This window comes from Hymenobacter rubidus (assembly GCF_016734815.1).
Taxonomy (GTDB): domain Bacteria; phylum Bacteroidota; class Bacteroidia; order Cytophagales; family Hymenobacteraceae; genus Hymenobacter; species Hymenobacter rubidus.
The window spans coordinates 84,732-105,789 of record NZ_JAERQF010000017.1 but is presented as its reverse complement, the minus strand read 5'-3'; the positions used below and the strand labels follow the sequence as shown (position 1 = coordinate 105,789).

The window sequence follows — 21,058 nt, the reverse complement described above, 5'->3', positions numbered from 1 at the left end:
AAGTAATTCGACCGATTGGACTACTTACTGCGGGCAAGATGCTTCGCTGCGCTCTGCATGACGTTCTTTTATCAACTTCTTCCCGTACATAGTTCATGCTCAATCAAGATTTTCTGACGCCGGCCCAAATTGTGGCCGAACTCGATAAATACATAATCGGCCAGCACGAAGCCAAGCGCCACGTCGCCATTGCCCTGCGCAACCGCTGGCGCCGCCTGCACGCTCCGCTGGATATGCAGGCCGAAATCGTGCCCAACAACATCCTCATGATTGGGGCCACCGGCGTGGGCAAAACCGAAATTGCTCGCCGCCTGGCTCATCTCGCCGATGCCCCTTTTGTGAAAGTAGAAGCCAGCAAATTCACCGAAGTCGGCTACGTGGGCCGCGACGTGGAAAGCATGGTGCGCGACCTGGCCGAGCAAAGCGTGAACCGTGTGAAAGCCCGCCGCCAGGAAGCCGTGAAAGCGCAGGCTGCCGAAGCCGTGGAAGAAGTCATTCTCGATGCTCTCATTCCGGCCATCAGCCAGCCGGCGGGTGCCAAAACCGGCCTCGGCTTCGGCAGTGGGGGAGGGGATGGCGTGCCTCAATCCGACGCCGAGCTGAACGAGCGTACTCGCGAGCGGTTCCGCCAAAAAATTAAAAACGGCGAGCTCGAAGACCGTAAGATTGAAATTCAGGTGCAGCAGGCCGGCCCCAGCGTGGGCATCATGGGGGCGCCTCCCGGCATGGACGAGGGCACGCTCTCGGGCATTCAGGACATGCTGGGCAACATGCTGCCCAAGAAAACCCGCAAGCGCAAAGTGACCGTGGCCGAAGCCCGCAAGCTTCTGCTCGACGAAGAAGCCGCCAAGCTCATCGACATGGACGAGGTGAAGGACGAGGCCATCCGCCAGTGCGAGAATGCCGGCATCATCTTCATTGATGAAATTGACAAAGTAGCCTCCAGCGGTGGCAGCGGCAAGAGCGGCCCTGACGTGAGCCGCCAGGGCGTGCAGCGCGACCTGCTGCCCATCGTAGAAGGCTCGGCCGTGAGCACCAAGTACGGCATCGTCAACACCGACCACATCCTATTCATTGCCGCAGGCGCCTTCCACGTCTCGAAACCCTCCGACCTCATTCCCGAGCTACAGGGCCGCTTCCCCATTCGCGTAGAACTGCAAAGCCTCACCAAGCACGACTTCTTCCGCATCCTCAAAGACCCTAAAAACGCCCTCACCAAGCAATACGAGGCGCTGCTAAAAGCCGAAGAAGTAGAACTGACCTTCGAGGATGACGCCTTGGAGCGCTTGGCTGAAATTGCCTCCGAAGTGAACGCCGAGGTCGAAAATATCGGCGCCCGCCGCCTGCACACTGTCATGAGCCGCCTGCTCAACGACATTCTCTACGACGTACCCGACAAGATTGGGGCCAACGCCCGCATCCTCATCACCGCCGCGCTGGTTGATGAGCGGCTGGGCGACATGGTGAAAAACCGGGATTTGAGCCAGTATATCTTGTAGTCACAAACGACCTGTAGGGTAAAGAAAAAGCCCTGACCGATTCGGTCAGGGCTTTTTCAATGCAGCAAGCAATAGTTGTTACAATGCTACGCGCACCCGCACCTGGGTTGGGATAATTTGTCGGCCATCTTCGAGCGTGAGCAGGAAGAAGTAGCTCAGTTGCACAGGTGCTGTGAGGGAGGCAACCGCAACCGGAGCTGCTCCAAGGAGGGCAAGGCCGGTGGCACCATTATCCAGCAATGGACCAACGCGGTTGCGGTAGTCGTTGTAAGCCAATAGGCTGGAATTGAAGGTGATGGTGTTGGTGCCATTGCCAGGGGTGACAGTAGTACCGGGATTCGCTGCATTGCCGTTGTAGTTCAAGGCCAGTTCGTTGGGTGTGATGGCCCGGGAAGGAACCGTAGCGGTGGCTACACTCGCAACGTTATTCTGCAAGTAGTTGAGTCCGGCGGCTCCGGTGGCGACGCGAGTAATCTCCTTAATCTTTCCCTTGTCTGCTGGAATAGAAAAAGTAATGGAGAAAGCTCCTGGTTGCGCGGTCGTAGGAGTAGCGGGCGACGGAGTAGTCGCGGGCGGTACAATGGCGGTTGCGCCCTTGACCTCGATTACTGGAAAGCGCTCGAAATAGGTTGCGTTTGTTACCGTAACAGGAATGTCCGCGAGGCTGTCCTGTAGCGGACCAAGTTGATTATCGCCGTATTCCTTCTTGCAGGAAAAGGTGCCAACCAACAGCAATAGCAAAGCACACAGAGAAATGACGTTATTTTTCATGAGAAGCATGTAATGATTAATAAGTAACGGGCATTAGCGAACATCCCACCACACCTTCTCCGTTGTATTGGGTGTGGGTTTGGGAGCATTGTTGGCATTGCCAGAAGTTTCTGAGGCCGGTAGCACGAAGCGGCGCGGTAAGGTGCCGTTGTCGCCTTGTGGATTGGCCACCAACGCCAGCCTAGGAAAGCCCGTGCGACGGTAGTCGTTGTAGGCCTCGTAACCGTTGCCGACCCAAGCAATCCACTTTTGGGTCATAATTTGGTTCAACTTCTGGTCGTCTGTGCCCGATAATATTGCCACCTTGGGATTGTTGGTGAAATAAGTTGTGATGGCGGCATCCGTTACCCCAGCTTTCTGCATCGATGCGCGGATAGCGTCTTGGTATAAACTTTGAACCGTGGCACCAGTGCTCCCTGTTGATGTACCCAGCACCAGTGCGGACTCAGCCATAATGAAGAGGCGCTGGAAATTGGTAATCAGGCGGATGGGAGCCGACCCCGATGAACCAATGAGGTAGGTACCGTAACGCGAACGATAGTTGATAGCCGGGCTGGCCGTCAGGTTCAGGGTTGGTACGGCGGCGCCACTGCCGTTCTGGTAGCCGGTGAAGACACCCACAGTCGTGACAGTTCCCGTGATGTTAACCGTTGTGGTTGGCGTTGGTGTCTGATTGAAGAAGAACGGCAGCCGCGGGTCGTTGCGCACAGCCATGCTGTCGAGCAAGCGTTGGCTGAGTAGCATATCGGCAGGGCGTTGTACGTAGCCGAAGTTGTAAATAGGGTTTTGGCTGTTGCCAGCGGAGCCAAAAGGAACTTCGAAATCTTCCGTGTTTGCTGAAATGTAGCTGGTGGGGCCTTGGGCCAACACTGCGTTGATGATGGTTCTGGCAAAAGCAGGGTCGCGCTTGCTAACCGTATTGGCCAGCTTCAGCAGCAACGTATTGCCCATTTTTTTCCACTTAGCCAAGTGAGCCTGCGTGAGCGCAGCGGTTGCGTTTGATGGGTTGCCGGCGCCGTATACCGGGTCGTCACTGCTCGTAGGATTAAAGGTGCTGGGCTTGTCGAGGTCAGCCAAGCCCTCTTTAACCAAGTCAAATAAACTCTGGATATTGAGGGACGCATTGCCCTTGTATATGTCTTCTTGCTTGTCGAAACGAGGTTGAAGTTTGTCCAGGAATTGCAACGATTCAGAATAAGGAATGTCGCCCCAAAGGTCAGTTGTCATGGCGAAGTTGTATGCCTTGAGCAACTTGCCGATGCCGGCATACGACGGGCTGTTGAGTCGGTTCGCGGCTTCAATCATTTTCTGGCTGCCTTTTAGCGAACCCGAATACAACTCGCCCTGCCATTGGTTGTCGAGACCTCCGCGGATGTTGTAACGGTCTTGGTCCAAAGCTTGGTTGGCCACACCGGCTACGTGCTGCACCAAAAGCGAAGTAATGCGGTTGATTTCGTTGCCGTTACTGAAGCCGGTTTCGATTATCGTGCTGGGAAGGAGGTTGGAAGGAGTGGCCACCAACGGGTTGTTGGGGTCGGTGTTCACATCCAAGAACTTATCTACGCTGCAGCCTCCGGTTCCCAGCAATACCGTTACCAGGGAAAGGCCTATGATTCTCTGTAATTTCATATCAAGAAGGAGAGAAGATTAAAAGGTAAAACGGAGGTTAACTCCGTAGTTGCGAGCATTCGGCGCGCCTTGGAGTTCGAGGCCGCGAATGTTGCCAGCACCCTGGGTGTTCGTCTCTGGGTCGAAGGGCGCATTGGGGGCATAGTAGAACAAGTTGCGGCCTGAGAACGTGATGCTGGCGCCGCCAATTGGAGTGCGCTCCAACAAGCCTTTAGGCAAAGAGTACCCCAGCGATACCTCCCGCAGACGAATTGCCGTGGCATCATACACATTGAGGTCGCTCTGCAAGCCAAACGAAGCCCAGTAGTTCTGTGCATCCACCTGGATGTTGTTCGGGCGGTAAGTGCCATCTCCGTTGGGAATCACGCCTTTAATTACCCGAGGAGCGTCCCGGTTGGCGCCAGTTTCTTTCAAGGTGCCAGCGCTTTTGTAGGAGCCCGTACTGAACGATACAACGTCACCGCCATAGATTTCATCCACCAGGAATGAAGCGGAGATGCCTTTGTAGCTAAATGTGTTCGTAATGCCTGCCTGCCATTTCGGGTTAGGGTTGGCAATCACCTGGTTGGTGAGGTCGGGGGCAAACAGGCCCGAAGTCGGGTTGATAATGTACTGACCAAAGTAGGGGCTGGCAGGGTCGGTCACCGTGGGCTTCTTGTTGCCGCGGATGACGCCGTAAGGCTGGCCTACTACAAAGGAAGGGCTGGTGCCTGTGAAGGTGTTGCCATTGATTTGCGACTCGGTCACGCCCTCCGAAATTTCCTTAACCTCGTTGCGTATGCGGGTGAAGTTGGAGTTGATATCCCAACGGAAACCGGCGGATTTGATGGGCGTAATGTTAACCAATGCTTCAAAGCCGGTGTTGTCCAAGCGACCAACGTTGGCGTAGCGTTGCAGGAAGCCCGACGATGGAGCCGTCGAAACCGGTACAATCTGGCTCTTGCTGATGGTATGAAAATACGTCAGGTCGAAAGTTAAGCGGTTATTGAAGAAGCCCAGATTGGTGCCCACTTCATATGAATTTGTGAACTCGGGCGTCAATGTTGCCCCACCGCCTGCCGTCTGTGCATAGTCGAAGCCCGCATACGTACCAGCAGTATTAGTCACAGGGAATGTGATGTTGGCGACGTTGTTGCCTACTGTGCCCGTAGAGCCATAGGTTGTTACAAGCGTGTAAATGGGAGCATCCCGGCCTACACGCGATGCGTTGGCGCGAATCTTACCGTAGGAGAAGTACTTATTGGAAATCTTAAACGCGTCGGTAAAGACAAAGCCCAATGTGGCTGAAGGGTAGAAGAAGGTATTGTTGGCCAGTGGCAGGGTAGAAGATTGGTCGGCGCGGCCGGTCAATTCCAAAAACAGATAATCGTTGTAAGCCAACGATAACTGCCCGTAATACCCTAGCAGACGGCGGGTTTGACTGGTTTCAAAAGTCCCTGTGTAAACTTTCGCGTTCGATGAATTGAAGAAGTTAGGAAAAATCAGGTCGCTGGCCTGGGAGGTAATGGTTTGCAAGCGGCGCTGGTTGATGTTTTGGCCCAGCAGCAAGTTTGCGCTAAGGCCATCCGTCAGAAGATTTTCCTTTTTCAAGGTTATCAACAGGTCACCGTTGAACTCCGAGCGGTAAAAAGACTGGTCAATAATTTGCCCGGTAGCCGCTCGAATTGAACCCAAGTCATATACCTGCTTGCGTCGGTCGGTATACGTATCGAGGCCGGCACGGTAGGCCACATTCAGCCAAGGCGTAAACTCATAGCTCAGGTTAGCCACGTTGATGAAGCGGGTCAGGTTAGAAGTCGTTTGGTTGCGCTCAAGGCTCCAGCGCGGATTTTCGGTAACGCCCGCAATGATGATGGGACGATACGATATGGGGTCGATATAGGGCAGGCCCATCAAATCGTAGCTGCGCGGGATGGACTGAAGCCGGCCAAACGCCGAGCCCCCGTTGCCCTGCTGCGGCCCTATCTGATTGGTTTGAATGAAATTGACCGAACCACCCGCGCGAAGCTTGTTAACCAGTTTCGTGTTGCCGCTCAGTTGTACACTGGTCCGGTTCAACTCAGAGAACCTCGTAATACCTTTCTGAAGCGTATTGTTGACGTTCAGCGATAAGTTCTGGTCAGCATTGCCACCGGCAATGTTTACCCCATTCTGCAGGATGGTGCCTTGCTTGAAAAAGTCTTTAATGTTGTCGGGGTAAGCCCGGTAATCCAACGTGCTGCCGTCAGCCAGCAGTAAGCCATTGGCCCGTGTGGGAGTGGTACCAAAGCGTGGTCCCCAAGAGAGCGTGGAGCCGGTGTTGGGGTCACCATTCGTGAGTTGGTCAACATACTGCGTCCCTTGGCCGTACTCATTCTGGAACTTCGGCAGGCCATATATCTGCTGAAATGAGAGGCCCGATGTTACCGTTACCTCCAACTTCTTGGTCAGGTTGCGTCCCGATTTTGTAGTGATGATGATAGCTCCCGAAGCAGCCCGTGAACCATAAAGCGCGGCGGCTGCCGGACCCTTAAGAATGTTGACGCTCTCAACATTCTCGGGGTCAATGTCAAGTGCTCGGTTTGATTGCTGTGCTCCAAACAACGTGTTCGAAGTGCGGTCGAGGTCGTTGCTGATAGGAATACCATCCACTACAAACAGGGGTTGGTTGCTGCCTTGCAGTGACGTAATTCCGCGGATGTTGATGTTCGTAGAGGCCCCAGGTAGGCCGCTGCCAGTTACAATAGACACACCGGACACTTTGCCCTGCAAGGCATTGAGCACGTTGGGTTCCGATTTTTGCGAAATCTGGTCGGCTTTGATTTGCTGCGTTGCGTAGCCTAGCGAGCGTTGGTCCCTCTCAATACCCAATGCCGTTACAACTACTTCGTTGAGTTGCTTAACATCTTGAGCAAGTGCGATGTTGAACTGCGACTCGCTGCCGATGGCACGCTCCTGCGACGCCATGCCAATCGAACTAAACACCAGGGTGCCCCCCGATTCAGGTACACTTAAGCTGAAGGCGCCATCGGCATTAGTAGAAACCCCATTGGTTGTACCTTTTAAGAGTACCGTTACGCCAGGCAGCCCACTATTGGTTGCTTGGTCCGTTACCCTCCCAGAAACAGTGCGCGTTTGCGCTACGGCGCCATGTAGAAGAGTAAACATGAGCAAAACACTCATGAGTAAGATTTTTTTCATGTGAGAAAAGTGAAGTGAGAAAAGGGTTTAAACTATGCAATTGCCAAAAATAGCACCTAACAAGAAATTTATAAGAAAATTGAAGCCTTTTTGTTTAAATAAATGCAAACAGTTGAAAATTCTACAACTAACTATTGAAGCTGTTTAGAAGGTTTGCCTCGGGTGCCTATTGGTCATCCTAAGCTCAGCGAAGAACCTTATCACGCCTGCAGAATCGCCGTTCCGTTGGGATAAGGTCCTTCGCTATGCTTACGATGACAGTGGTTTTTGCTTTCTAGACAGCCTCATTAGTAACTCAAGGTGAGAGGTTAAACTCAATTCGAATGCCAGTGCTATTGACATGTTGGTATATTACCAAGAAAAGACTACTACTATACCAGTGGGTGAAACGTTAATAGTTATCAAATTAATGATAGTCTGGTATTTAAGTAAGGACTTACTCAGTTGAAACGCTAAGCAGCTGATAATCAAAGTCAAGAGCGAAACTTAGCTTTTGTTATAAACCACTGATTTATAGTATGTATAGCATTCGAAGTGCGTAAGTCCTATAAGTAATGCATCGTGGTATAGTCTGCTATTAAGGGTATGTAATGCGGTCTGATAAAAATAGAGAGTGAATCAAAATGAGTTGCATTTGAGACCATAGTCGAACTGTTACGGTGACTGGTGGCCGAGGGCGGCGTGGCGGTACAAGCTGAATAGATTAGTATGACTGAGCCTGAAAGAATTAGAGCTCGGTTTTAAGCGGTAGGTGCTCCAGTTGGCGTGAAATACTGGCTGTTAACAGACTACGTAATACGCGGCCGGTGGTACACGTAGAACTGGCGCACAGGTATGCTAGGCGATGTGCTGGCAACTACTCGCAGGCACGGCTGGCTGAAGAAGGCTAATGTCCAAATGTGGCGTAGCGCCTCGGTCTTGAATGCCTAGCCTTATTTACGTTCAATGCAGGTCAATGTTGTCCAACTGGCTTTTGTTGCCCTAACAGGTGAGCTATAGCCTCTCTCCTGTATATGTCATGATTAGAGCAACTTCGGAGTCAGGGTACATGCTACACCATGTAGGGGCGGAGCCTGCCCCCGCCCGTCGTGGAACGGAATCGGTGAAGCGGCGCAACTAGCCGGGCGGGGGCAGGCTCCGCCCCTCCAGTCACTGACACCGAATGCGAGGTAAGCTACCTGAAAACAGGACTGCTCCAGCCTTACGACCCCTATTGGGCACTACCAGCTTGGGATTTCCTGCGACCATGCCTACTCAAGGCAAGCGCCTACTTCCACGTATATTCCAGTAGGGTAGCTATACGCAAAAGGCCAGCTTCCGCAAAGAAGCTGGCCTTTTAGAAAGTTGAGTGGGATTCGAGCTAGTCGCGAATTACTGCAACGGCTGCATAGGGGAAGTTTACCTGAGTGGTGGTAGCTAAAACATCTACTGTCCTAGCTACCGTGCCATTGATGTTATCAACCACCGAAGTCTTGGTTACAGGGGTAAGAATCACCCGGCTATCGTCATCCAAGATGTATTCAAAGGTGAAGACTACTGCATCCGAACCTTGCTTAATGGATATCAGGTTGGCTTGCGTATTAGAAGGCGCTTTTACTGTGAATAGATAGGGAAGGGGCAATGCAGGCGCTACCGTGCCGGTTTGGCCAATAATCCGCTTTAGGTCGGTCAGGGCATCTTGACTGTTGAGCGATATCGTAACCGGATAAGATGTATAAGTTCCGACCAGTACGCGTGCGCCGAAGCTGCCGCCACTAGCGACGTAACCACTGAAGCTGGCTCCCGTGAGCAAGCTTTTGTAAACTTCTACGGCCTTTACTTTTTTATCGCGTGTATTGTCAATGTTGAATGTGAACTCAAAAACCGGGCGGGTAGGGTTGGTTAAGTTCGCCAGCGCATTGTTGCTGGCCCGGGTACGGGCGAAGTCGTAGTGATTTTTATTTGGGTCCGACGAGATTTGCAGGTTGACCATTGGCACGGTCCCCGAAAGCTTGGGAGCTGGTAATTTGCTGTCCTCGCGGCATGACGAAAGCACGCCAACAGTTGACAGGAGCAACAGGAAATGATTTAGGTATTGTTTCATGGAACTTAACGATATAAGTTGAATGCAGCGGCTGGCCGGAGCCTAGCGTTCCCAAAAGATTGGAGTGCTGGGGTCTTTTTGGGTGCGGGGAGCATTGGGATTGAGCAGCAGGTCATAGGTGGGATAATACAGCCGCCGCGGGAATACCCCTGAACCCACTGTGCTGCCGTCGTCGGGCAACAGTCCCAGCGAAACGTTGGCAACCTGCGACGAGACCCGAATCTTGGGATGGTGGGTGCGCCGGAAATCTGTGTATACATCCACGCCGTACCCAAAACTGGCTACGTACTTCTCGTACATAATGACCTCCAGCTTGTCTTCGACCGTCGGCGCTGCGTTGTAGCGGGCCAGCATGGCCGTAACATAGCTTCGGATGTTGGGCGCAGGGTTTGCGGCCGACGCAGTATCTGGAATAATCGGGCTGGCATCGGCGGCAGCAACTACGTTTACCTTTTTGAATGCTGCTCGCACGCCTGCTTCCAGTGCCGTTGCGGCGGCAGCAGAGTTATTGAAAACCGTCAGTTGCAGTTCTGCCTCAGTGAACTTGCGGCTGTAGTAGGTGAGCAAGCGCTGGGGGGCCGAGGCTTTGCCTTTGCCCGCCGCCGAACTTACCTTATTGCCCAGACCATCATCGTATTTGCCCCCGATAGGATACAGGCCTTGCACTGTTTGCACCGCCGCCGTGGAAGCGGAACTGGTGAACGCGCCCGATGAACCGGGCCGCACGGTTACAAAGCGCGGGTCAAGTGGACTGATATAGTCCTGCTGGGTGGTGGTGCTGCCCTTCGCTATCTGGTTGTAGAAATAGTAGGGCACGCGCGGGTCATTTAGGGTCACCATACCCTCATAGAAATAGCGGCCAATACGGTTCTCGGGGTTAGCGCTATAATCCTGTGCGTAGCCGGGGTTGCGGTTGTCCGGGGTTACGGAGCTATTGTATACAATCTGAAAATCACCACCTTCTTCCATAAGCTGCGACGAAAGCAAAGGTGTAACCTGGCTTTGTACCACGGCATTGGAATTCGTCTTGCGAATCTGGTTGTACAGTTTCAGCTTAAGCGTACGGCCAAAGCGCTTCCACTTGTCAGGGCTACCCCCGTAAATCAGGTCAGCTGCACCGACGGTTCCTGTGGTCGGCTTGTCTAGGTTGGCTATGCCTTCGTCTATTAAGGCGAACAAGCCTTGAATGGAACCAGTGCCGTTGTAGATATCTGCATCCTTATCAAAGTGCGGCGCATCGTTAACGGCACCTTGCAAGGCTTCCGAGTAGGGTACATCTCCCCACAGGTCTACTATCTGGCTGAATACGTATGCTTTCTGAAGTTGCGCAATTCCCACATAGTCCCACCGCTTTTCGGCAGTGCCTTGGGTAATAACCAATTCGTTGTTCACAAGCATGCCACTGTAAAGGCCACCCCACTCGCCACTAAATGAGCCACTGGTTTGCTGAAAGTTGCCAATGTTGCGTGTGTTGTACAACTGTTGCATCAGCGACATTGTGTACTGGCTCAGGCCGCCCACGTTGTCGCCCAGGTTTTCGGCCATGGTAACCTGCGTCACTGGCAGCACTTGGGCCAAGGTAGCCGACGTGGGTGACAGCGGGTTTACGTTGACGTCGTAAAAATCTTTGCAGCCAGGCGCGACGGCCATCATGCCGAGGAAGGCTAGCGCAAAGCAAGTATTAGAAAGTTTCATGTCTATAAAAGTCAGAAGGCCAGGTACAAACAACGGTTAGAAATTTACCCGCAGGTTCACGCCGTAGCGCTTCGTGTTGGGCGCATTGGTGAGCTCAAATCCTTGCAGATTGCTGGCACCGAAAGTGCTTGTTTCTGGGTCAAAATTGCTGTTTTTGGGCAGGTTAGGCGAGTACCAATACAGGTTGCGGGCCGAAACTGAAAGATTAACTAGGCCAAATGGTGTTTTCCCGAGCAATTTCTTGGGTAAGTCGTATCCTAGTGTCACCTCTCGTAGGCGCACCGTCGTGGCATCGTAAATCGACTGAGCATTATAGCCATTGGTAGCGGCGCCGCCGCCAGCGCCAGCACTGGAGAAATAATAGTCGTTCAGCGAAATAGCTGTGGTATTACGCACGGCTTTTCCACTTGCATCCAAGACAGCGGACTGGGTAGCGGGGTTCCAGCTAACCCCATCGATAATAACCAAGCGGGTCCGGTCCTCCGTGTCTTTCGTTACCCCCCGGCCCAATTCTTCCTGTAGCGTCGACGAATACAACTGGCCGCCTTTGCGGTAGTCAACGAGCATATTAAGCGTCAGCCCCTTGTATGTAAACTGGTTGATGAAACTCATCAAAAAGTCTGGGTTGGGGTTCGCAATAATCTGCGGCGTGGGGTTGGGTATCAGGCGTCCAGTAATCGGGTTCACATATAGTTCCCCGTTGGGGTCGCGCAAAGGAGCGCTGCCTTGAATGACGCCGTAGGGCTGCCCTGGAATGAGCAACGCCTGCATGTTGAAAACACCGCCCAGGATTAGGGTGTCGCCCCGTGACGTTGTGCTTACTACGATGTTGCGGTTACGCGTAAAGTTGAAGGTGCTGCTCCAGCGAAAACCTGCTGCTTCAACCGGTACCAGCGTCAGTGCTACCTCAAAGCCCTTGTTGCTGATTTCGCCAAAATTGGTCCAGCGAGTGTTGAAACCAGTGGCGGTTGGGAGATAACGGTATGCAATCTGGTTGGTTGAACTCTTGTTGTAGTAGGTTCCATTGAACGAGATGCGGTTGCGGAACATGGTCAGTTCCGTACCTAACTCCAACTCGGTAGAAAATTCTGGGGTGAGACCCGGATTATTCACCGTAGTATTCAAGCTAATGGCTGATACACCATTAAAAGGAAATGCATTAGTCAGGTTTTGTGCATTGGGCACGTAACCCGGTGCGCCCGAACGGTAGGCAGGAGCATCCTTACCCACCCGGCCGTAAGCCACCCGCACCTTGGCCAAGTCCAACCAACGATAATCCAGTTTTAGCGCTTCGTTTAGCACCAATGCGACAGCCGCGCTGGAATAGAGGAAAGAACGGCCGGTATTGCCATGGCCAATGGCACCCAGTACGCCGTCCTTGTTCAAGGTCGAGGAAAAGTCGTTGCGTGCGGTCAGGGTTACGAAGGCGAAGTTCTTGTAGCCCAGTTGCGCATTGGCTAGCAGACCCATCAGGTGCCGATTCGAATACGCATAGCCGTATGTGGTTTTCTGAGCGGTGTTTTCGATGTTATCGATGCCAAAAGTGATGATATTCGTCCCGATGTACGATTTGCCATCGAATTTACGAGAGTTGATGTTTTGGCCCATGCTAGCAGTCAGGGTCAAGTCTTCCGTCAAATTTTTGTTGAAGTTCAGCAGTAAGGTTTGCTCAAACTCCGTGTTCTGGAGCGCATCCTCAATCACTTGGCTAACGCCGAAATTGGCCAATGAGCCCGGACGAATTACAGAGGTGCGCAAGTCAGTGTACGTGTTAATGCCGCCGCTGTAGCTGACGCTCAACCAATCCTTGATAGCATATGAAAGGCCCACGCTGCCCACAATGCGGTCAACCCGTGACTTGTAGATGGCATTCTCTACTGACCATAGGGGGTTATCGGCCTGAGAAGTCAGCCAAGCAAATACGGGACCTTTGGTTACCGGGTCTTGATAGGGGAGGCCTTGCAAATCAAGGCTGCGCGTCAGGAACATGGTGCGAGCGAACGCCGAGGCACTACCAGCCAGCAGGTTGTTGGCACCTTGCAGCGGCCCCTGCTGGTTCGTATTGGTGTAAGCCACGTTGCCGCTCACCGTCAGCTTGTTGAAACGACCCGAGCCACCAGCACTGATGTTGTTGCGCACAAACGACGAATTGGGAATGATGCCCTGCTGGTCGGCCCGCGAAATGATGGTGGTGAAGCTGGAGTTTTCGTTGTTGCTGCTCAGCGACAGCGAGTTTTCGAATAGGTGCCCGGTATTGAAGAAATCCTTTACATTGTTGGGGTACGCCTTGTACGGAATCTTGGCTTTGGCCGGAATATTGGGGAAATCTGGATTGCCGGCTTGCGGATGGGCGATGGAATCAGGCGCTCCTTGCGCAGTGTTGCCAAACTCCGGGCCCCACGAGCCATTAGCGCTGGAGTTCACGAAGTTAGCGCCAGCGCCGTACCGATTTTGATAGTTAGGCAAAGCCGCGATTTTTTCAATCGAGTAGCCGGTGGTGTACCCTACCTGGATGCCTTTGGCACCGCGCGCGCCGCCGCCGCCAGTCTTAGTCGTAATAACGATAACGCCACCAGCCGCCCGCGAGCCGTAGAGGGCCGCCGCCGCTGCCCCTTTGAGCACGTTGATGGAGGCGATGTTGTTCGGGTCGACGTCGGCCGTGCGGCTCGAATAAGAAGCACCGTTGGCAATTGGGTTATCCGACTCCGTTTGGGAGTTGTCGTACGGCACCCCGTCAACGATGAACAACGGTTGGTTTTCACCAAAAAACGACGTGTTGCCGCGGATGGTGATGCGCGACGAAGCACCCGGCACCCCGCTTGAACTGAGGATGTTTACACCTGGTACCTTGCCCGAGATGGTCCGCAACAAGTCGGGCTCGGATTTTTGCACGACTTGTTCAGACTTGATTTCCGAAACTGCGTAGCCCAGCGCCCGCTTTTCGCGCGAGATACCCAAGGCCGTAACCGTCACTTCATCCAACTGCTTGTTATCAACGGCCAGGGAGATATCCACTACACCGGAGGCCCCGACCGGCTGTTCAGAGGTGAGGTAACCCAGGTATTTGAATTGGAGTACCGCGCCGTTATTAACGTTCAGGGCAAAGCGTCCATCGGCATCGGTTGCGGTGCCAGTCGTGGTTCCTTTCACGATAACGCTCACCCCTGGCAGGCCTTCGTTCGTGCTTTTGTCGATGACGCGGCCCGACACCGGGCGGCTTTGGGCCCAGCTCCGCCCCACAAGGGTCAGCAGCAGGAGCAGGCTTAACAGTAAGGTTTTCTTCATTGAATGTAAAAGTGGGTGTGTTTGAGAAGGGAAAAAACTGTTAGGGTGGCAGTATTCTAAAAGTTGAAAGTACTGCTTTTTGATGAGTTTCCTCGGCCAGTAGTGGTAAACATGGCCCTGAGTACAAGATGTTGCATTCTAGAATATCGTATACTCACTAGGCTTCTGGTTCAACTCTATTGATGCAATACCAAACCAAAATGCATACAAAAATAAAAAGGGCTGCCAGTTACGGCAGCCCTTTTTATTTTATTTAAACCTTTCTCTAGAATTTATCCCAGAAAATCTTCGTCGTTACCACATCTCCACCAATGGTAGAAGCTGCGGCCGAGTTGTTGGCTGCATTCAGGTTTTTCTCCGTTGTTGGGTAAGGCAGGCGAACGGGGAAAGCCGAAATGGCAGATGTGGGAGCCGTAATCTTCGGCCAGTCCAGCCGCCGAACTTCCTTGTAGGCTTCTACTGGGTTGTTGTACAGGGCGTAGTATTTCTGAGTGCCAATCTTCTGCCGATAGTCACCGGCAGCTGTTGTATAAGCAACAGCAGGTTGGGCCAGATACGTTGCAGCACTGGCAGCAGTGAAGCCAAACGATTGGATTGAAGAAGTAATTGCCGCGTTGTAGTGCGATTCAGCAGTGCCGGTTACTCCCGTAAAACCACGGGCTACGGCTTCTGCCAGCAGAAACTCTACTTCCGAGTACGTTTGGAGCACACCTGGCAGCGTGGGGCTTTCTAGTGCTGCACCAGGTGCCGAGTTGTTGTTGTAAGCACTGGTAGCGCCGGCGGTGCCGCCTACATAAATAGTGGTGCCTACTTTCGGCTTGAAGTAGTACGGCAAACGTGGGTCATTCAACGTAACCAACTGGTTGATGAAAAACGAAGTGCCTACGAAATCCTGGCGGTTGAAGACAGGCGAAATATCTTCATAAAGCGGGTTGGTGTTGGGCTGAGACGAGGTGAAAGCTAGGACCGCATTATCGGTATTGGAAGCAAACGTTTTACCAAATGCCTGTTCAGCTTTCGTTTTAGCGGTTGCGGCATCTACATCCGCAACCGTTAGCGCCATGCGAAGCTTGAGCGAATTGCCAAACTTGGCCCATTTAGCGACGTCGCCTGCGTAAATCAAATCCCCGCTCCCCAGACCTGCCGCGCTGGGAGTCAGTGCGGCCAGTGCTGCGTCCAAGCGGGTAAACAAGTCCGCGTAAATGCCCGCCGCATCATCGTACTTGGGCGTTGGCTTGGTAGGGTCCAAGGCTTCGCTATAGGGTACGTTGCCGAACGTATTCACCAGAACAGTCCATGTATATACGGCCAGAATTTCGGAACAGGCTTTCTGGTTGGCTTTTACGGCCGGCTGCAACGAAATATCAGCGTCAATTACCCGGTTGGCCTCCTTGAGGTTACTCAGGACTCCCACGTACATTTCTGCCCAGAAATTCCGGTTAATGGTACGGGTTTCGTAGTCGTAGTTGGATTCGTCCAAGTAAGTAGTTTCGGTCCAATACTGCACATACAGCCGGAAAGGGTTCTGGTTGACGTTTGTGCTGGTGATTTCCCGAACCAAGCGGCGTTCGGCACCCGCTACCAGGGTGCTACCAGGGACAACGGTGGCACTTTTAGGGTCTACGTTGTAATCAGTCAGGCTGTCTACGCACGAAGTAGCGCTCAGCAGCAAAGCAGTTGAGCAAAGTATAAGAGTCTTTTTCATGATGATAACCGATTGGAATATTAGAAGCTGAGACGAAGGTTAGCACCAAGGGTACGGGTAGCAGGGTAAGAACCCGACTGGTAGCCCTGAGCCAAGTTGCCGGAACTCAAACCGTCCTCCGGGTCGCTGTAGGGAGTGTTCTTGTGAATAATCCACAAGTTGCGGCCAATGATGGAGAAATCCACTGCCTTCAGCAACGTCACGTGAGAGAGTACCGACTGTGGAAGCGAGAACGTCAGCGCTACCTCACGAAGTTTCACAAAGCTGGCATCGTACACAAACGCAGCAGCAGGGTTGCGGCGGTAGCCATACAGGCCGTATTCGGCGTTGGTTACGCGCTTGGTGTTGGGGGTGCCGTCGGGCAATACGCCCGGCAGGATGATGCCACCGCCTTCAGCCAAGGGCAGGCGCGAGGGCTTGCCCAGGTCGTTGAGTTCTGCCGTCTCGGGGCTCTGGCCGATGGCCAGCCCGTAGTAGCGGTCGAGTGAGAAAATCTGCCCCCCCGACCGTACGTCAACCAGGAAGCTCAGCGATACGCTCTTGTAGGATACGGTGTTCGTCACACCTCCACGCCAGCGGGCGTTGGGGTTTGCAATGTTCTGGTTTGCGGCGGTAAGGTAGTAGCCGGTGGTAGCGCTAATCACCTTCTGACCGTCTTTGTACACGAAGTCAGAGCCCCGCAGTACGCCAAACGGCTGGCCAACGGTGGCGTTCGAGGAAATGCCGCCCTGGTAGGTTGCCACCTGGATGTTGTCCGAACCTTGGGTGAGTGAAACCACTCGGTTATCGTTGTGGGTAAAGTTGGCGTTAATTCTCCAGTTAAAGCCGTTTGTGTTTCGCACCGGCATTACGTAGGCCGAAACCTCAATGCCACGGTTCCGTACTTCGCCGGCGTTGATGAAGCGGGAGTTGTAGCCAGTGGCCTGCGAAACGTCAACCGCTATAATCTGGTTGATGGTGTTTTGCTGGTAAACGGTTACGTCGAAACCTACACGACTGTCTAGGAAAGAGGCTTCGATACCGGCTTCGCCGCTACGGGTCAATTCAGGCTTCAGGTCCGCGTTGTTTTTAATAGTCGGCAGGGCAAAAAGTGCATTGTTGCCAAAAGCAGTGGGCTTGGTATAAATGTCATATACGGCGAGCTGGGGCGCACCCGACCCAACCTGGGCGTAGTTGACACGAATTTTGCCATACGAGAGCCACGGCGTTTTTTCTTTCAAATCTTCCGAGAATACATAGCCCAACGCCGCCGATGGATATACGTAGGTATTGTTGGCTAAGGGCAGAGTCGTGGATTTGTCGCGGCGAATGCTCAGGTCCAGGAACAAGCGCTCACGGTACCCAAGCGTGGCATTGGCAAAAACGCCATCGCGACCAACTTGTATTACACTCTCCGTTGGTGGGGTGAGGGTACCAGCCGAGTTACTGAGCGAGTACAGGCGCGGCACTACCAAGCCGCCGTTGGTGGAGGCGTAGATAGATTGGTTGTTGATACGGTTCATGTTGGCACCAATCAAGCCACGGAGCGCGAAATTCTCGCTGAGGTGGAAATCGAAGTTGCCAATCAGGTCATAGTTGTACTCGCGGGCTGTGCGGTTGTAGCGGTGATAATAAGCCAAGCCAATGGCTCCTACGGCATTACGCTCTTCCTGCTGTTCATCGTAGGTGTCGGCGGTTACCCGGCCAAGGACGTTGAACCAGTTGGTAAACTTATAGGTAGCGGCTACGTTGCCAAACGTCCGGTTGCGGCTATCGTTTTCGTAGTTTTCGTAGCGCGAGAAGTAGGGGTTGTTCCAGAAAATGGGCGAGTAGTTGCCATTGGCTGGGTCGGTCTGGTTCCAGGTAGCGTTGGTCTTGTTCAGGTTATAGGCATTCTCCAGTTCTTTGATGTCCACGTTGTTGGCCCACCACTGACGGAAAAGGGTCATTTGGTTTTCAGCGCCGCTACCGGAGCCATAGCCTGTGCCATAACGGCCCAAACCGGTTGTGCGCGAATAGTTTACCGAGGCACTAACGGTCAGTTTGGGTGTCACGTTGAAAGAACCTGCGAAGTTGACAATGTTCTTGCCGACTTTGCTATTGGGCAAAATGCCCTTCTCGGTGTTGTTGGAATAGCCAAGCTTGAAGGTGCCGGATTCGCTGCCGCCATCAATGGTGATGCTGTTCAGGTTGCCGACAGCGGTTTGGAAGAAGGTGCTGGGGTCGTTGGCAGCAGTTACCCACGGAGTAGCCTGGCCGAAAGTAGGCGAACCTGGGACGAAAGAGTACCACTGACGGACTTTCAGGTTGGGGTCGTAAGCAGCGCCAAAAGAACCATCTTCATAAGCCGGTACTACCAGTTGGGTAGGGTCGGTGCTCAGGTGGTCAAAGAATTCGTTGCCGGCGGGACCGTAGAATTTACCGTAGCCTTCGCCATACTGCTTCTGGTAGGTAATAAAGGTGCTCTTGTCAATTTTGCCAAACGTCACGCCGCTGTTCACATTGACGCCCAAACGGCCTTTGCGGCCTTTTTTGGTGGTAATCAGGATAACCCCGTTGGCTGCCCGCTCGCCGTAGAGGGCAGTAGCGGCCGCACCTTTCAGCACCGTAGTGGTGGCAATGTCGTCGGGGTTGATGTCCGAAGCAGCATTGCCATAGTCGTAGCCGCCCCGGCCGGTCTGCTGGTTAGCCGAGTTGGTGTTGGAATTGCTAATCGGCACGCCATCGACTACAAACAGCGCCTGGTTGTTGAAACCAATTGACTTGGTGCCGCGGATAACCACGTTGCTTGAGCCGCCCAAGGTGTTCGATTGGGTGATGGCCAAGCCGGCCACTTTGCCCGACAGCGAGTTGATGGGGTTGGGGTTGCGGGCTACCGTGATGTCACTGCCCTCAATTTGAGTGGCCGAGAAAGCCAGCGAGTTGCGGGTCCGCTCCACGCCGAGAGCCGTTACCACTACCTCATTGAGCTGCTTGGTATCGGTAGCCAGCGTGATGTCGATGTTGTTGGAGCTACCAATGTTCACTTCTTGCGAGGCATAGCCAATAAAGCTAAAAGTGAGGGTAGTAGTCGTGCTTGGTACGCTCAGCGTGTACCCACCGTCTGCGTTAGTGCTGGTGCCTACGGTGGTTCCCTTTGCAAGCACGGTCACGCCGGGTAGGCCTTGGTTAGTGGCCCGGTCTGAGACCTTACCAGATATGGTTCGGTCCTGCGCTTGAGCCTGCTGCAACAGAGCTACAATAAGCGCAAAAATCAACAATAATGATTTTTTCATGCGTTCAAAAAAGTTGGTGAGTGAAAAGAAGAAAGAAACGTAAAATACAGATAATATTTGGCAAGTATAGGGTAAAAAAGTGTCAAATGCGGCAAGGCCACCAATAGGAAAAAGAACATTTGATGTAATTCTGAATATTTGGTCTACATAGTTCAGGTTGATAATGAAGGCGATGTTGCAATAATTGGTATGCTTTACTACTACGAATTAAGGAACTTGGGTTATTGGTTGAAATAGAATTATTCCATAACAAGATGCTATTAATTCTGCATCAAAAACCCCTTAATAAATTCATCCAAGTCCCCGTCCAGCACGTTCTGCACGTCGGTGCGCTCAATGCCGGTGCGGAGGTCCTTGATAAGCTTGTAGGGGTGTAGCACGTAGTTGCGAATCTGGGAACCGAAGTCGATGCGCTTCTTGGTGGCTTCCACTTTGTCGCGCTCGGCGTGGCGCTTGTCCATCTCAATCTGGTAAAGGCGCGACTTGAGCATGCGCAGCGCGTGCTCCTTGTTCATGAGCTGGCTCCGCTCAATCTGGACGGCAATGATGATGCCGGAGGGCGCGTGGGTGAGGCGCACGGCGGTTTCCACTTTGTTCACGTTCTGGCCACCCGCGCCGCCGGCCCGGAAGGTATCCCAGGAGATGTCGGCCGGGTTGATTTCGATGTTGATGGTGTCATCAATCACCGGGTAGGCAAAAACGGACGCAAACGAGGTATGGCGCCGGCCGCTGCTGTCGAACGGCGACATGCGTACCAGCCGGTGCACCCCAATTTCGCTCTTGAGGTAGCCGTAGGCAAAGTCGCCGTCGATTTCGAGCGACGCCGACTTAATGCCGGCGCCTTCGCCGGGTTGGTAGCTGATTTGCTTCACCCCGAAGCCGTGGCTTTCGGCCCACATGATGTACATGCGCATGAGCATTTCGGCCCAGTCCTGGCTTTCGGTGCCGCCGGCGCCGGGGTTGATGTCGATAATAGCCGAAAGCTGGTCTTCTTCGTCGGAAAGCATGCGTTTGAACTCCAGCGCTTCCACCTTTTGCAGGGCGGCGTCGTAATCGGCCTGCATTTCGGTTTCGGGCACTTCGCCTTCTTTGTAGAAGTCGTAAAGCACTTCGGTATCGGCCAGCGTTTGCTGCACGGCTTCGAAATCATCCGTCCAGGTTTTAATCGGCTTGATTTCGCGGAGCGTGGCTTCGGCGGCTTTCGAGTCGTCCCAAAAGCCGGGTGCGGTGGTCTTCGCCTCGTAGTGGGCTAATTGTTCTTTGCGGGCATCGTAGTCAAAGATACCTCCTCAGGGCCTCGGCGCGGCCCTTCAAGTCCTTAATCTGGTCTTGGGTCATTGGTGAAAAATAAAGAAGCAACTGCCCGCTTGCCCACAGCCGCGTGGCGGGGTACAGCGGGGAGTAAAGCACGAAAGTACCGAATTTGAGCCCCCCGGCCTATTCTTGCTCCATTATACCGCTGGTTCGGGGCAAATTCCGTGCAGGAACAGCATTTTTTGGCTGCTCCACGTATTGGGTTCGTACGGCTGTGTTTATGGCCCCGTACGTCGCGGGCAAGCCTTCCTTTATTATTTTATGACGACAGAAGAGTTGAAGCGTGATTTTGAGTCGGCGCTCATCAAGCATGTGCACTTCAAAAGCAAGCTGCGCTCTTACCTTTTTGGCAACGGTGGAGCGGAAGGGCCTTTGCGCGACCCCGAGCAGTGTGGCCTTGGCCTATGGATAGCCGACCGGCTGCGCGGCCACGGCGTGTATGCACACCTGCCCGAAGCCCGGCTTTTCGACCGGCAGCACATCCTCATCCATGCGGAAGCCAACCGGCTGATGGATATGCACGCCGCCGGCCGGATGGAGGAGGTGACGGCCGGCTATGGCCCCCTGCAGAGCATTGCCGACGAAATGGTGGCGCTGCTCCAAACCATGGAAGCCAAGCTGCGTAGGGGAGCTTGACGAACGT

At 53.4% G+C, this 21,058-nt stretch carries 11 protein-coding genes; 2 read left to right on the top strand and 9 right to left on the bottom strand.

The features are described 5' to 3' along the window. Positions 1 to 95: 95 nt before the first annotated feature. The gene (hslU, locus tag JKL48_RS13170) at positions 96 to 1,499 is read left to right on the top strand and encodes an ATP-dependent protease ATPase subunit HslU (RefSeq protein ID WP_201983141.1); all 1,404 of its coding nucleotides are present in this window, start codon (positions 96 to 98) and stop codon (positions 1,497 to 1,499) included. A gap of 78 nt (positions 1,500 to 1,577) precedes the next feature. Here the strand turns inward: hslU and JKL48_RS13165 are convergent, their stop codons facing one another. The 9 genes from JKL48_RS13165 to prfB all read right to left on the bottom strand — a co-directional run bounded on the left by JKL48_RS13165 (position 1,578) and on the right by prfB (position 20,439). Continuing rightward, positions 1,578 to 2,270: a hypothetical protein gene (locus JKL48_RS13165; RefSeq protein ID WP_201983139.1), complete on the bottom strand. Its 693-nt coding sequence runs from the start codon at positions 2,268 to 2,270 to the stop codon at positions 1,578 to 1,580. Between the two features lie 33 nt (positions 2,271 to 2,303). Continuing rightward, a complete protein-coding gene (locus tag JKL48_RS13160) occupies positions 2,304 to 3,815 on the bottom strand; it encodes a SusD/RagB family nutrient-binding outer membrane lipoprotein (protein ID WP_201983137.1) in 1,512 nt (503 codons plus the stop codon). A gap of 102 nt (positions 3,816 to 3,917) precedes the next feature. Next, positions 3,918 to 7,079 (bottom strand): SusC/RagA family TonB-linked outer membrane protein, encoded by a 3,162-nt coding sequence (locus tag JKL48_RS13155; RefSeq protein ID WP_201983135.1) that lies wholly within the window; start codon positions 7,077 to 7,079, stop codon positions 3,918 to 3,920. Between the two features lie 1,360 nt (positions 7,080 to 8,439). Further along, the gene (locus JKL48_RS13150) at positions 8,440 to 9,162 is read right to left on the bottom strand and encodes a hypothetical protein (RefSeq protein ID WP_201983133.1); all 723 of its coding nucleotides are present in this window, start codon (positions 9,160 to 9,162) and stop codon (positions 8,440 to 8,442) included. 42 nt (positions 9,163 to 9,204) lie between these two features. Further along, positions 9,205 to 10,890: a SusD/RagB family nutrient-binding outer membrane lipoprotein gene (locus JKL48_RS13145; RefSeq protein ID WP_201983130.1), complete on the bottom strand. Its 1,686-nt coding sequence runs from the start codon at positions 10,888 to 10,890 to the stop codon at positions 9,205 to 9,207. A gap of 3 nt (positions 10,891 to 10,893) precedes the next feature. Continuing rightward, positions 10,894 to 14,142: a SusC/RagA family TonB-linked outer membrane protein gene (locus JKL48_RS13140; protein ID WP_201983127.1), complete on the bottom strand. Its 3,249-nt coding sequence runs from the start codon at positions 14,140 to 14,142 to the stop codon at positions 10,894 to 10,896. Between the two features lie 265 nt (positions 14,143 to 14,407). After that, entirely contained in the window at positions 14,408 to 15,847 is a 1,440-nt protein-coding gene (locus JKL48_RS13135; RefSeq protein WP_201983125.1) for a SusD/RagB family nutrient-binding outer membrane lipoprotein, read from the bottom strand. A 20-nt stretch (positions 15,848 to 15,867) separates the two neighbouring features. Beyond that, the gene (locus JKL48_RS13130) at positions 15,868 to 19,101 is read right to left on the bottom strand and encodes a SusC/RagA family TonB-linked outer membrane protein (protein ID WP_201983123.1); all 3,234 of its coding nucleotides are present in this window, start codon (positions 19,099 to 19,101) and stop codon (positions 15,868 to 15,870) included. A gap of 260 nt (positions 19,102 to 19,361) precedes the next feature. Then, positions 19,362 to 20,439, bottom strand: a protein-coding gene (prfB, locus tag JKL48_RS13125) for a peptide chain release factor 2 (RefSeq protein WP_201983121.1) whose coding sequence is annotated in 2 segments (ribosomal slippage) — positions 19,362 to 20,378 and positions 20,380 to 20,439 — 1,077 coding nt in all. Because the reading frame shifts where the segments join, the coding sequence is not laid out codon by codon here. Positions 20,440 to 20,676: 237 nt separating this feature from the next. Between prfB and JKL48_RS13120 the strand changes: the two genes are divergently transcribed. Next, complete coding sequence (locus JKL48_RS13120) at positions 20,677 to 21,051, top strand: CZB domain-containing protein (protein ID WP_201983119.1); 375 nt, start codon at positions 20,677 to 20,679, stop codon at positions 21,049 to 21,051. Positions 21,052 to 21,058 lie beyond the last annotated feature (7 nt).